Genomic DNA, 14,224 nt, shown 5'->3' with positions numbered 1-14,224 from the left:
AAAGCAGAAACCATGTTTTCTGCTTTTTTATTGATTTAATTCAAAATAGTGTTGCAACTCCATACGATTTGGTAACTCGTCAAATAAAACTAATGGCACATCAGAAGTTGTCCAGCTGGCTTTTGATTTCATACAAAAATTTAGTACTTGCTCAGGCACAAAGTCCTCCTGAATCAGCCCCAAAGGAATCCAAACAATGTTCGGATTGTGAGCCAATACATTTGGAACAGGTGAACCACATTGACGACAAAAGCAATTCGTAAATCCTGTCTTCTTACTAAAGGTCTGAATCAATTGCTGTCCACATCGCCAATGAAAAGAAGAAGCTTGCACAAAGGTTGCCGCATTGACTCCTGCTCCAGATTGCTTACGACATAAACTACAAAAACAATGATAAATCATTTTTATTTTTTCTAAATGGAATTCAAAACCGACTTCCCCACACAAACAAGCACCTGTAAATAGTTTATTTTGATTCATTAATGTCATCTTTTTTATCCTCATGGTTTAGGTGTATCAACATATTATTAGAATGTATGACTTTTCTTAATCCACACTAGAATTCACAACTAAAACAATCCCATCTTTGGTTTATGCATCTTTAGCAAGATTCTGCAAAGAATCCCACGCAGCTCTTGCTAGCACTTCCCGATACATTTTGGGATCAGCAACCACTTTTTTAGATAACCAAGCGCGGCAATAACTTTCTGATGCACCAATCACCAATGACATCATCAATTCAATCGGTATTTTTTTTAATGATTCAAAATCAGCGTGTCGTGAAACATGAGCCATAATATTTTGATTTCTTGTTTTATTTTTATCGCTTAATGCCTGTTTATATTCACTTTGCATAACACTGAAATGCGCTAATAATAAAAACTTTGCGAATTTTGGTTGATCAGATACCCAATCAACGTAGCTATAAATCAGTGCAAAAATTACATCTTGTAGTGATTGTGCCTCATCTAAATATCGATCTCGTAAGCAAGCTTGATCTTCTAAAGCGGCAAAAACCAGTGCTGCAATCACACCCTCTTTATTTTTAAAATGATGATAAATCGCACCTACACTACTTTCAGACTTTTCTCGAATCATCTCAATACTGGTTGCATCTAATCCATAGTCAAGAAAACAGGACAATGCATCCAACAATATCTGTCTTTTTAATAAAGATCTCCGCTGAGGATACAATCTTTCCAATAATTGCTGAGCCGTTTCCATATTCAATTTAAGTTCGCCGATCGTCGGAACTATTGTGTATGACTTGACCACAACTTGTAAACAGAATTATATTCTTTAAAAGAATTAAATTTTGTTTGATTAGGATAATATCAAATGGCTTCAACTTTAGACTTATGGAATAAAGCTTCTGCTTTTCCTGCTGGCAAATGGACATTTACACGCATGCTTTGTCTTAAAGCACCCTATTTCAGTAGTATTGCTCCATTATTTGAAGAACTAAAACCGAATTACTGTAAAATATCGATTAAGAAAAAACGTTCGGTACTCAATCATATTGGTACTGTGCATGCGATTGCGATGTGCAACATGGCTGAATTAGCAGGCGGAACGATGACAGAAGTTACGGTACCTTCTAGCCACCGTTGGATACCAAAAGGCATGACTGTTGAATATTTGAAAAAAGCAGAAACTGATTTGATCGCAATTGCCTCACCTGTTGAGGAAAACTATGATTGGGACAAAGCGGGCGAATATCTTGTGAATGTTGACGTATTTGATACAGCCAATGAAAAAGTGTTCCATGCAAAGATCACAATGTGGATTTCTAAAAAGAAAAAATAAAAAAAGCCCCGAACTCTACAAGTGCGGGGCTTTTCACATTTAAAGATTATTTTTTAAATGGCAATGCATATTTAAAAATACGCCCCACCACTTCACCGAATTGTTTTACAAAACTCGCATTGTTGTAATTTAGGCCATATTTTTTACATACAGCTTCCACTTTAGGTGCGACTTCACGATAACGACGTGCAGGGATATCTGGGAATAGGTGATGCTCAATCTGGTGACTGAGATGTCCTGTTAAAATATGAAATGCCTCTGATCCCGTGAGATTTGATGACCCACGAATTTGGCGCATATACCAATGACCACGACTTTCATTTTGTAAAACTGTTTTCGGGAAAACTTCTGCATCTTTGGTAAAGTGACCACAGAAAATAATACTAAATGTCCAAACATTACGTATGCCATTGGCAACCAAATTTCCTGCAAATACAGGAATTGCCGACGGCCCCGCAATCAATGGGAAAAATACATAATCTTTAAATAATTGTTTGCCTATTTTCTTTTTAACAGGTCGCCATTCCTGCTTAAACTCATCCATAGTTTTACGCTTATACAGCAGCTTGCCCAATTCAAGATTTTGAATTGCAACCCCCCATTGGAATAACAAACTAAAAGGCAAAATATATAATGGCTGAATCACAGAGAACTTTGTCCACCGCTGCTCTGGAAATAAGCGAAATACGCCATAGCCAACATCATCATCCATACCTTTGATGTTGGTATAAGTATGATGCTTATAATTATGTGTTTGTCTCCAATTATCTGAAGTTCCCACCGTATCCCATTCATAGGTTTGACCATTGAATTTAGGATCGTTCATCCAGTCATACTGGCCATGCATGACATTGTGTCCCAACTCCATGTTTTCCATGATCTTGGCAAAACCTAATAAACCTGTTCCCAATAACCATGCTGGCGGAAACCAACCTGCAAATAACAGTGCACGTCCTAAAAAGCTACTATAGCGAATGGTTGAATAAACACGACGAATATATTTCGCATCTTTTTCGCCCAAATCATTTAACACATCTTGTTTGATTTGATCCAATTCGCGTGCAAAAGCTTCTAACTCTGCGGCAGTTAAATCACGATTTTTAGGGTTTTTAAAATATTGAATTTTAACAGGCATGTTCATAATCATTTTCTCGCTTATAGATCAATCACAAGATCAGATTGAGCAGAATTTACACAAATTTTTAATAGCTGAGATGGTTCATGATTGGCTGAACCATTAAGTAGATTTTTTGTCGCACCTTGCGCCTTATTACAAGCACACTTATTACAAATTCCCATACGACAACCGTGGTTTGGCTTGATGCCTTGCTGTTCTAAACTGGCTAAGATCGATTGACCTTTGGGAATTGCCACAGTCTTATTAGACTGAGTTAATGTGACATTAATAAAACCCGTATCTGTCGCATCATGTTCAAATTGACTTAAGCTAAATGCTTCGGTTTGGATGAATGCAGCATTTACGAATAATGTCTCTGCGGTTGCCACAAAGCCAGAAGGACCACATGCATAAACTGTGGTTTGATTCAACTTGGTTAATTGATCAACATGATTTTGATTTAAACGCTGGTCTTGTTCTTGGGTATAAAGAATTTGATAACTAAAATTTGTAAAATTTTCTGAAACTTCTTTTAAATACTCAGCGTATGCCGCATCTTCATAGGTTTTAACCCAGTACATTAACTGAACATTGACCGTATTCAATTGCTTAGATTGGCATAGTGCTTCAATCAAACTCAACATCGGTGTGATGCCACTGCCTGCTGCAAGTAACAATAAATTTGGACTTTGAATATGCTGTTGCATATCGCCATAAGGCTGCCCTAAGCGAACGATATCGCCTATTCGAGATTTCTCAACAAGCCATGAACTAACAAGACCTTGATCAACTTTTTTCACCGTCAAGCAAAGATGTTCTGCATCCACTTGCATCAAACTATAAGTACGCTCGTAATGACGTCCAGCAATTTCAACCGTAATCGGATGATGTTGTCCTGCCATCCCGCGCTGAACATGACGATTGCATTTTAAAATTAGACTGACCGTATCTTTTGCCACTATTTGTTTTTTTACGATTTGGGCTAAAGGTTGATTTACAGACCACAATGGATTGATTTTCTGTAACCAAAAATTGGCATCATGGCTGTTCATTACGCTGTTTGCCAATGAATTGAATAGAGAATTTCTCTTTTCGATTGCATACATGAGCAGGTACTCTGGTTGTTTTGTAGTTATTATACACATGTATATTTATTTGTATATATACATGTGTATAATAATTTATGTTTCACAAGTTCAAATACAACCGCTATACTCTGAATTAGCTTACTTATATTTTGAAAACAATGGTTCATTCTTCTTTTTCACAGCTCAACACTGACACATTAAATGACCAAGATGTCATTCCAATGAAAGCTCCTGTGCGTTCAGTAGGCAGAAAAGCAACAATTACAAGAGAAGAGTTATTCCAAGCAACTTTGAATCTGATCGGTCCACAAAAAAGCATTGCTTCATTGAGTTTGCGAGAGATCGCACGTGAGGCAGGTATTGCACCTAATAGCTTCTATCGCCATTTTAAAGATATTGACGAGCTTGCGATTGCATTAATTGATCGTGCAGGTTTGGTTCTGCGTAAAATTATTCGTGAAGCTCGATTAAAAGCAGTTTTACAACAAAGTATTATCCGAAGTTCTGTCGAGGTCTTCATTCAGCAATTAGATGCAGATGAAGGAAATCTCAGTCTATTGCTACGTGAAAGTTATACTGGCTCAACCTCGTATAAAGCTGCGGTTGATCGTCAACTCAATTTCTTTCAACAAGAATTACAAGAAGATTTGATTCGTTTAGAACAAATGAATAATAGTAAAATGAGTCATGCCGACATTGCAGCCAAAGCGATCACTCAATTGGTATTTAATATGGGTGCTAAAGTACTCGACCTCCCTGTTGAACAACGAACCGAGGTTGCAGAACAGACTATGATCATGATTCGAATGATCTTAGAAGGTGCTCGACATTTGGATGAAGCCAGTATTCGTTAATCGATGTCTATCACAATTTACATTATTGTTGATCACCCGCTTGAATAATCCGTACTGGTATAAATCTTATTTGTACTAGTGTAGGCATATTTTTTAAGTCCCGTGGTAAAATAGCGTTTAATTTCTCTATTTCTGCAGTATTTGGCAATGTGTCTCCTTCAACGACAACACGGACTAACGTGTATTGAGTCTGATTAGCAAATTGTATTTTGTCGATAATATTATTATTTTTATTTAAAGCTTCGGTAATAGCTGTACGGGCTTTTGTTTCGTACATCTGTTTTTTGATCATATGTAAAAAATTTGCAGTCAGATAAACACTCAGTACCAACAAGCACAGTAAACTCACCATATTCCGTTTTATAAACTCCAATACATTACTCTGTACTTGCTCATCAGAACCTCTTCTAAAACCTGCAATCCACAATACCAATGAAGAACTGATCTGTATTGCCACAATATTGGTAAATGCCAATAAAAAGGCGTTGGCGGAATGGCGAAAATCCAAATGTGCCAATAAAATCCCACTTGCAACTAATGGCGGAACTAAAGCCGTTGCAACCGCAACACCAACGACAGCCACGGAGAGTCGAGGTGAAACAGCTGCAAATGCTCCAGCAGCCCCACCTGCCAACGCAATCATTAAATCAATCACATTGGGTTGAGTTCTAGATAATATTTCATGGGTGAGCGCCATATTAAAATTGATCAGTCCTAATATCACACCAATCCCAAAAATCATGACCACACCTAGAACCAACGTTTTAAGTGCCGTAATAAACAAGATCCATCGATTATCAATCAGAGACAATGCAATTGCTGAAATTGGCCCAAGCATCATTGCGACAAGCATAGCCCCAATTACAACTGCCGAAGAATCAGCCAACAAACCATAGCCTGCAATGACTGCAGCTAATGCATTCATAATAAAGAATGTTTTCGTAGGTAAAGCATCTGCCTGAATATTTAAACGCACTAATTTATGGTCAATCTTTTTAGAATTCTCTCGCAAGGCTTGCTTATAACGTAGTTTTTCTTTTAAAACTTCAATTCGCTTATGTTCAGGATGATCACTAATGACAATGGTTGGCTTATCTTTTTCATTTTCCATTTGTTATGTCTCTTTATTAAAAGAATAAAATCACTACGCTCAGCACAGCAGAACCAAGGCTTTATTTCAATCGAATCATTTTACTTTAAGACACTGTAATTTATTCAAAAAAATATTAAAACTCACCATTAATTACAAAAGGTTTAAAAACTAAAACACTCTCAAAAGATCTTGAAGCGTACTCTAAATAAGGAATCAACGGTTTTAATTTACTGTTTTTCATTAATGATAATTGAATGAGGTAACTATGAATTCTTCAGCGGCTAAAACTTTAAAAGTATATACACGTAATAATTTAGATGATTCAATCAAAGAAGCGACGGTTAAAATCTTGAATCAAATTCTTGCAAATTTGATCGATTTATCATTATTAACAAAGCAAGCACATTGGAACATGCGTGGTAGCAATTTTATTGCAGTTCATGAAATGTTAGATATGTTCCGTACATCTATTATTACGCATTTAGATAATGTTGCTGAACGTGCGGTACAAATTGGTGGTACGGCGCTAGGAACTACCCAAACAGTTGCAGAAAGCTCTCATCTAAAACCTTATCCAGTTGCGATCCATGCTGTACAAGACCATTTAAAAGAACTAGCTGATCGTTATGGCGTAGTGGCTAACCATCTACGCGATACAATTGACGAAATTCAAGATCCTATTTCGGAAGATATTATTCATGCAGCTTTAGAAGACTTAGACCAATATCTATGGTTCTTAGAAGCCAATATTGATCACTAAATTTAAATGCATAAAAAAGAGGACTTTATCGTCCTCTTTTTTATTGGTATTACAATTATGGTTTAACGACGACCAACACCTGAATCGCCTCAGGCGTAACAGATAAACCATCAAGTAAGCCTAAGCCTTCTTGTTGGAATTTTTGCAAACGCTCAATTTCATCTTGGCGAATACTTGGGTTAAATTGCTTGAGATAAGTTAAACGGTCAATCTCATATTGCCATTTACCACTATAGTGTTCTTTAGCCTGTTTCATTAATTCAGGCAATGACGATTTAGCAATATCCAACGCTTGTGCATAACGTGTTTCAATCACTTCGCGACGTGCTTTCACCACTTGACGGCAACTATTACCATCTAAATGGTGCAGGTACGGACGTAAAATGCTTGGATCAATCTTTGCAGACAAGTCCTGACCATTTTCACTCAGTAATACACGAATCAACTGCTTCGGCAAACTAGACGGTAAGTTTAATGCTTTTGGTGCAACTACATCGACCTTAAACCAAACCTCAAGTAACACTGAACCTTGTTTTAAGGCATTAGATTTTAACAACGCAACATTGGTACTACCAAAAGATTGTGTACGGATCATTTCCATCACACTTTCAATAAATGGGTGTTCCAACGTTAAGTACTGCGCGTCTTCACGAATCTGTGCCTGATCACGATAGAAAGTTGCTGTCATACCTTCTTCGTCCAAGGTCAAACCTTGAACTTGCATTTGATCAGTAGGCTTGATGATCACGGTACCGTTACTTTGCTCATCAAAATCAATGTTGGTTGATGACATAAAACGCTTCACAAACATCGGTAAAGTCGTATTGTCATCATAATCTTCAAGTGCTTGTACAATGCCTTGTGCAACCACTGGACGACATGAATTGTACTCAAGCAAACGGTCACGCCCTGCTTGTAATTCAGCTTCCAATGCTTGACGTTGTACATTCACTTCTTCAAGTAAATCTTCAAAGGTCTGACCTTGATCCGCAAGCAAACAATCTTTCAATTCAACAATAAAGTTCTCTTGTAACGTCTGCGCTGTCGGAGAAATATTACTGAAAATATTGAGTGCTTCGTTGTACCAACGGAACATACGCTCTTGCGCTGTCCCCATTAAATAAGGCACGTGGATTTGAATACGGTTTTCTTGACCGATACGATCTAAACGACCAATACGTTGCTCAAGTACATCAGGGTTTGCCGGTAAATCAAATAGGATCAGATCGCTAGCAAACTGAAAGTTACGCCCTTCTGAACCAATCTCAGAACACAACAGGATTTGAGCACCATAACTGTCTTCTGCAAAGTATGCCGCCGCTTGGTCACGCTCTAATAAACTCATACCTTCATGGAACATCGCTGTGCGAATGCCTGCATGTAAGCGTAATGCATTTTCCAAGGCCTCAACCACAGGCCCACTGCGTGCAATCAACAATACCTTTTTATGTTTTAAATCCTTGCGGAGAACTTCCATTAACCAAGGCACACGCGGATCTGTTTCCATCCAAGCGCCATCAATTTGCCCCTCTTCAGGCCACATCTGCTCACGCATTTTGCCATCCATAGACCAATCTTCTGGTGCTGGTAATGGCGCTGGCTGACAATCACGACCAGGGAAACCTTGGATCGCTTCACGGGTGTTACGGAATAGGATACGACCTGTGCCGTGACGATCCAAAAGTTCATGAATCGCACGCATACGCTGTTCAGGCTGATCATCAATCCGATGACCCAATAAGCCTTCTAGTGCTGCCAAATGCGCTTCAGTCAATGCTTCGTCAGACATTAATACTTCGGCAACTTTCGCCGTTTGTTGATATTGTTCTTCTTCATCAAGGAAACGGTCGAGGCTGCTAAAACGTTGCGGATCGAGTAAACGTAAACGTGCAAAATGACTTTCTACACCTAACTGTTCAGGTGTAGCTGTAAGTAATAAAACACCCGCTGTTTGCTCTACCAATTCTTCTACCAGATCATAACGATCATTACCGCCGTCTTCTTCGCTCCACATCAAGTGATGTGCTTCATCCACCACCAGTAAATCAAAGCCCGCTTCAACCGCCTGCTCACGCAAGTCTTCATGGTCAACCATCAAATCGACACTGGCGATAATACATTGTTCCGTTAGGAAGGGATTAAGATCAGGATCATGTTCTTTGATCGAAGCAGTACGGGTTAAATCGAAAAGCGAGAATTGCAAATTGAAACGGCGACGCATTTCAATCATCCACTGATATTGCAGTGAATCAGGCACCAAAATCAGGATACGTTCTGAACGTCCTGTTTTGAGTTGCTGATGGATGATTAAGCCTGCCTCAATGGTTTTACCCAAACCTACTTCATCGGCCAATAAAACACGTGGTGCAAAACGCTTACCGACTTCATGCGCAATATAAAGCTGATGTGGAATCAAACCGACACGCGCACCGAGAAAACCACGTAAAGGACTGGTATGCATTTGCGCTTGCAACAACATCGCTTCGATACGAAGGTCATACCACTCTTTATAATCGACTTGACTCGCCAATAGACGCTCTAAAGGCTTTGACAGCTGAATTTGCGCACCAATACGGGTTTCATTGAGAGACTTACGCTCTTCTTCACCATTTTCCAGTGTGCGAACCACGTCATAACGCAATACACCATGACGGTCTTCAATGGATTCAACAATCCACTTGATTCCTTCTTGGTCTTGCACTTCATCTTTAACATTAAAAATGATCCGTGATAAGGGTGCATTGTTACGTGCATAAACACGAGTTTCATCACTTTTGGGGAATAAAATACTAATAGAACGTTCATCTACATCAATAAGAACACCTAAACCGAGTTCAGTTTCTGTATCTGATAACCAACGTTGACCAATAGCAAACGGCTGCAATTTATTCCACCTTTTCTCATGTTAGCCCACATATTGTATGCCTTAAACTGATGAAAGTTTAAGCTACTTTATGTAGTTTTAAATTTGGTTTTCACGGAAAATGATTCACGCAAACAACCCTAATATTTTGACATAAAGCTGACTGAAATAGCGCACTTTAAGTCTCTTTAGATTAAAAAAATACGGTTAAAACGGCACAGGACAATCAAAATCAAGCTGTGTGCCTGTTTTAGGATGAGCAAAGCTCAGTTGCGTCGCATGTAAACACAAACGCTCATAAAGCTGTTGCTGTTCTGGTGTGGCATATAAGGTATCGCCAAGAATCGGATGACCTAAATATTGCATGTGTACCCGAAGTTGATGTGAACGCCCTGTAATCGGGATCAACTTGACCCGTGTGACTGCCTGCCCTTGAATATCTAAGTGCTCAATCGCTTGCCACTCTGTTAAAGCGGGTTTGTGATGAGTTGCATCAACGATGTGTAATGGAGGACGGCTTGGATCATAAATCACAGGAATATCAACCGTTCCCTGTCCTTCTAAATGACCGGCAACCAAGGCTTGATAGATTTTTGAAGTTTGGCGATCTTGGAATTGACGCGAAATAGTACTTTGCCCAAATTTAGATAATCCAAAAACCAAAATACCGGAGGTATCACGATCTAAACGATGGATGAGTAAAGTTTTGGGTTCTAATTTTAATAATCGATTGATCAGACAATCTTGTAAATCGGGTGTTTTCCCTGGTACTGTCAGAAGCCCAGCAGGTTTATGGATGACCATAAAATCTTCATCACGATGAATCAAATGTTCACTTAGAAAATCACTCAAGGTAGCCTTCCAACGACTGGATGAAAACAAGCCGGCAATCATAAAAAGCTTGGCGCTGAATTACAATGCATGACACGTATTTTTACTGATTTTTTTCGTGTTTCTCTCTATTTTTCATCCAGATTCAAATTTAAATGATGATTTAGGTCTGTTGCTCTAGAAATTGTTGAATCGCATGCTGGGCAATTTCTGCATCTTGAAAAGATTGTACCCCTGAAACACCAACAGCTCCCACAACCTGCTCTTGATAAACAATCGGCTCACCGCCCTCTAACATGCCGTTGGCTGCATTTATCGTTAAAAAGCCAATTTTACCATCACGGATCATATCTTCGGATGCCTTGGTCGCTCTGCGACTGACTGCGGCAGAATGGGCTTTTTCTTGGCAAATTTGTGTTGATAATACTGGTGCGCCATCCATACGCTTCATCATTAATAAGGTTCCACTGTCATCGACCACGGCAATACTGACATTAAAACTATGTGCTGTCGCATAGTCCAATGCTGCATCAACCAAAATGTCTACATCCGCCGCCGTTAAATAATGTTTGGTTTTCATTGTTACTCCATTCCTATGAGTTTTTTATCAAAAGCTTATTTAAAATATGATCCATAGAAGCGCCATCTATAGCTTGCGCAAGCCAAAATGTTAAGGCTTTTGGGAAGCTAAAGATCAGCGCAAATATAGTTTACTATTCAAGCATTATTTTACATTATGGTACAGTAAAGATTATTTATTTTTTGCTTTTTGAAGTTGAAACTTGTTATACAAATTATTGTTAAATCAAAAATATAATTAAGAGCATTAATTATTTTAAATCAATTAAGGGCTATTTTATTCTGATCAATCTAAATCTATTCCATTAAAAAAAGCCCGAACGAATCGGGCTTATGTAGGCATCACAGCGTTATTTCATTTCAGCAAAGGTTTCTTTTGCTGCCTGAATCGTATCGGCAATATCCTGATCTGAATGCATCGATGAAATAAATCCTGCTTCAAATGCAGATGGTGCAAGATAAACACCACGCTTTAACATACCATGGAAGAATTTCTTAAATGCTTCAACATCACAAGCCAACATTGAATCAAAGCTGGTAATGTCCTCTTGATCGGTAAAATATAAACCAAACATACCGCCGACTTGCTGGGTCTTAAATGGAATACCCGCTTCATCTGCCGCTGCTTGTAAACCCGCAAGTAACTTTGCTAATTGTGCCGCTAACTTGTCATAGAAACCCGGTTCACGCAGATGCTTGAACATTGCAATACCCGCTCGCATTGCCAATGGATTGCCCGACAATGTTCCAGCTTGGTATACCCCACCTAAAGGTGCGATGCATTCCATGATTTCACGTTTACCGCCGAAAGCACCGACTGGTAAGCCTGCACCAATAATTTTACCCAAAGTAGTCAAATCTGGTTTTACGTTATAGATCGATTGCGCACCACCTAAAGCGACACGGAAACCTGTCATCACTTCATCAATGATAAATACTGATTTGTATTCATCACAAACATCACGAATTGCTTGTAAGAAACCATCAATTGGCGTTACCAGATTCATATTACCTGCAACAGGCTCAATGATCACCCCCGCGATCTCATGACCAAATTTGCTAAAGCATTCTTTCAATGCTTCAATATTGTTATACGGCAACGTTAATGTATGTTTAGCAAAATCGGCAGGTACACCTTTTGACGTTGGCTCACCTTCTCCTAAAGTCAATAAACCAGAACCCGCCTTCACCAATAACGAATCTGAATGACCATGGTAACAGCCTTCAAACTTCACAATTTTGTCACGACCTGTATAACCACGTGCTAAGCGTATCGCAGTCATCGTCGCTTCTGTCCCTGAACTGGTCATACGAACCAACTCAATTGAAGGCATAATTTCGCAAATCGTGTCTGCCAAAGTGGTTTCGTGTACCGTTGGTGCACCAAAACTTAAACCATCTTCCGCTGCTGTTTGTACTGCTTGGATAATATCTGGATGTGCATGACCCAAAATCATCGGTCCCCATGAACCAACGTAGTCTACATAACGCTTACCATCAACATCCCACAAGTACGCCCCTTTTGCCTTTTCGATAAAGACAGGCGTACCGCCAACACCGTTAAATGCACGTACAGGCGAATTGACACCACCCGGAATATGTTTATTTGCTTGTTTAAATAACTGTTCTTGCTTTGGAGATAAACTCATAAAAGACTCAACCTAGAATCGAGGACAAGGAACGTTGTCGTTCCGAGAAACGATGAAAGTTCCGCAAAACGGATTACATCTAATTTAGTCAAATAACGTTGCCCATGCATTTACACGAGCAGGAATTTCGGCTGTTGATCGTCCTAATATATCACTAATTACGGCACAAAGGCTTGCCCCAGCCTCAATCACCACTTGAGAATTTTCAACGGTCAAACCACCAATCGCACAAACGGGTACAGTAAACTTTTGTTTAGCCTGCTTGATTACTTCGATGCCAACATTACCTGCTTCAGGTTTAGTTGAGGTGGCATAGACTGCACCAAAAGCAACATAAGTCGCCCCATCAGCAATTGCTTTTTCAGCTAATTCGAGTGAATTTAAGCATGTACGACCAATAATCACACCTTGCGGCAAACGTGCAGCAGCATCGCTTATTTCCCCATCAGACTGCCCCAAATGGACACCTAATCCAAATTGTTCAGCTAAAGCCAAATCATCATTGATGACAAAAGGTACTTGGTACTTTTCACACAATGTTTTGATCTGTTCAACTTCACGTGGTTGATCTGCCTTTGCCACTTTCTTACGGCGATATTGCAAAATCGCAACCTTTCTCGTCGCTAAAGCAACTTCTAATTTTTCAAGTAATAATTGGATGGGATCATCATTGGTGATGAGATAAAGACCGCGCATGAAAAATTCACTAAAAATATATTAGGTTCAGGGTATATTTTCTTATTTAAAAATTAAAGTGCCTGAATGTATTAGGAATAACCATTTACACTATTTAAATGGCGTATGTCACCATGAACCTCGCCGTGACTCGCCTTCTGTCATTATGATGTTTATAAATGGCGTATGCCGCCATGAACATCACATGAAAGATTTCTATTTGTCGTTCAAATTTCTAAATGGCGTATGCCGCCATGAACTCGGCAACGGCACTGGTGGCAGTGATGGTAATTTTCTAAATGGCGTATGCCGCCATGAACTAGGTGGCTGCCATGACTGAACGTGTAGTTAATTTCTAAATGGCGTATGCCGCCATGAAATCTTGTTTTAGTTGCTGATCTAATAAATTAACTTTCTAAATGGCGTATGCCGCCATGAACAGCAAACTTTTTCAAAGTTGGTGCGTATCTGTTTTCTAAATGGCGTATGCCGCCATGAACTATTAGCCATTTTAAAATCTCCTATTGATGATTTTCTAAATGGCGTATGCCGCCATGAACCCGCTAAACTGGCAAGAGACCCGCATTAAACATTTCTAAATGGCGTATGCCGCCATGAACTCGGCCAGCTTCATCGCGGTTAATAAACTCGCTTTCTAAATGGCGTATGCCGCCATGAACATCCAGAAATTAATTCGCGATTTCTTTCTGTCTTTCTAAATGGCGTATGCCGCCATGAACTTTAAGAAATTTAACTTCTAACTCCGTCGAAATTTCTAAATGGCGTATGCCGCCATGAACCGAAAGATTGTGACTGGAGACAGACTCCTCAATTTCTAAATGGCGTATGCCGCCATGAACGTAGCTTTTGACCCGATATTAGATCGAATGAATTTCTAAATGGCGTATG

Annotated in this window: 13 protein-coding genes and 1 CRISPR repeat array; of the genes, 3 read left to right on the top strand and 10 right to left on the bottom strand. The window is 39.2% G+C overall.

Features of this window, described 5'->3' with window-relative positions:
- Positions 1-27 precede the first annotated feature (27 nt).
- Together F927_RS04610 and F927_RS04605 are read right to left on the bottom strand one after the other, a co-directional pair.
- Positions 28-489, bottom strand: coding sequence for a GFA family protein (locus tag F927_RS04610; protein ID WP_005081885.1), 462 nt, complete (start codon positions 487-489; stop codon positions 28-30).
- Positions 490-591: 102 nt separating this feature from the next.
- Positions 592-1,224: a TetR/AcrR family transcriptional regulator gene (locus tag F927_RS04605; RefSeq protein WP_005081883.1), complete on the bottom strand. Its 633-nt coding sequence runs from the start codon at positions 1,222-1,224 to the stop codon at positions 592-594.
- 114 nt (positions 1,225-1,338) lie between these two features.
- Here F927_RS04605 and F927_RS04600 point away from each other — a divergent pair, with 114 nt between their 5' ends.
- Positions 1,339-1,806, top strand: a complete 468-nt coding sequence (locus tag F927_RS04600) for a hotdog fold domain-containing protein (RefSeq protein WP_005081881.1) — start codon at positions 1,339-1,341, stop codon at positions 1,804-1,806.
- 46 nt (positions 1,807-1,852) lie between these two features.
- Here the strand turns inward: F927_RS04600 and F927_RS04595 are convergent, their stop codons facing one another.
- The gene (locus F927_RS04595) at positions 1,853-2,947 is read right to left on the bottom strand and encodes a fatty acid desaturase family protein (RefSeq protein ID WP_005081879.1); all 1,095 of its coding nucleotides are present in this window, start codon (positions 2,945-2,947) and stop codon (positions 1,853-1,855) included.
- Between the two features lie 14 nt (positions 2,948-2,961).
- The gene (locus F927_RS04590; protein WP_005081877.1) at positions 2,962-4,029 is read right to left on the bottom strand and encodes a ferredoxin reductase; all 1,068 of its coding nucleotides are present in this window, start codon (positions 4,027-4,029) and stop codon (positions 2,962-2,964) included.
- Positions 4,030-4,169: 140 nt separating this feature from the next.
- On the opposite strand from F927_RS04590, the gene fabR reads away from it, so the two are divergent.
- Complete coding sequence (gene fabR / locus F927_RS04585; RefSeq protein ID WP_004638372.1) at positions 4,170-4,865, top strand: HTH-type transcriptional repressor FabR; 696 nt, start codon at positions 4,170-4,172, stop codon at positions 4,863-4,865.
- A gap of 22 nt (positions 4,866-4,887) precedes the next feature.
- Here fabR and F927_RS04580 read toward each other — a convergent pair whose 3' ends face one another.
- On the bottom strand, positions 4,888-5,976 hold the full coding sequence (locus F927_RS04580) for a DUF389 domain-containing protein (protein WP_005081876.1): 1,089 nt from the start codon (positions 5,974-5,976) through the stop codon (positions 4,888-4,890).
- Positions 5,977-6,223: 247 nt separating this feature from the next.
- Between F927_RS04580 and dps the strand changes: the two genes are divergently transcribed.
- Positions 6,224-6,718 carry a DNA starvation/stationary phase protection protein Dps gene (gene dps / locus F927_RS04575; protein WP_004638370.1) on the top strand — a complete coding sequence of 165 codons (495 nt, stop codon included), beginning with the start codon at positions 6,224-6,226 and terminating at the stop codon, positions 6,716-6,718.
- Between the two features lie 55 nt (positions 6,719-6,773).
- Here the strand turns inward: dps and rapA are convergent, their stop codons facing one another.
- The 5 genes from rapA to thiE all read right to left on the bottom strand — a co-directional run bounded on the left by rapA (position 6,774) and on the right by thiE (position 13,336).
- Positions 6,774-9,602: an RNA polymerase-associated protein RapA gene (rapA, locus tag F927_RS04570; RefSeq protein ID WP_005081874.1), complete on the bottom strand. Its 2,829-nt coding sequence runs from the start codon at positions 9,600-9,602 to the stop codon at positions 6,774-6,776.
- A 186-nt stretch (positions 9,603-9,788) separates the two neighbouring features.
- Positions 9,789-10,433, bottom strand: a complete 645-nt coding sequence (locus tag F927_RS04565; protein WP_020846352.1) for an RluA family pseudouridine synthase — start codon at positions 10,431-10,433, stop codon at positions 9,789-9,791.
- A gap of 142 nt (positions 10,434-10,575) precedes the next feature.
- Complete coding sequence (locus tag F927_RS04560) at positions 10,576-10,992, bottom strand: GlcG/HbpS family heme-binding protein (protein WP_005081869.1); 417 nt, start codon at positions 10,990-10,992, stop codon at positions 10,576-10,578.
- A 349-nt stretch (positions 10,993-11,341) separates the two neighbouring features.
- Positions 11,342-12,640: a glutamate-1-semialdehyde 2,1-aminomutase gene (gene hemL / locus F927_RS04555; RefSeq protein WP_005081868.1), complete on the bottom strand. Its 1,299-nt coding sequence runs from the start codon at positions 12,638-12,640 to the stop codon at positions 11,342-11,344.
- A gap of 84 nt (positions 12,641-12,724) precedes the next feature.
- A complete protein-coding gene (gene thiE, locus F927_RS04550; RefSeq protein ID WP_005081866.1) occupies positions 12,725-13,336 on the bottom strand; it encodes a thiamine phosphate synthase in 612 nt (203 codons plus the stop codon).
- A 91-nt stretch (positions 13,337-13,427) separates the two neighbouring features.
- Positions 13,428-14,175: a CRISPR direct-repeat array (repeat unit 28 nt; unit sequence TTTCTAAATGGCGTATGCCGCCATGAAC).
- Positions 14,176-14,224: the final 49 nt, after the last annotated feature.

Source organism: Acinetobacter haemolyticus CIP 64.3 = MTCC 9819 (genome assembly GCF_000369065.1).
In the GTDB taxonomy this organism is placed as follows: domain Bacteria; phylum Pseudomonadota; class Gammaproteobacteria; order Pseudomonadales; family Moraxellaceae; genus Acinetobacter; species Acinetobacter haemolyticus.
The sequence above is the reverse complement of the archived record's forward strand: the minus strand, read 5'-3'. Positions and strand labels throughout refer to the sequence as shown.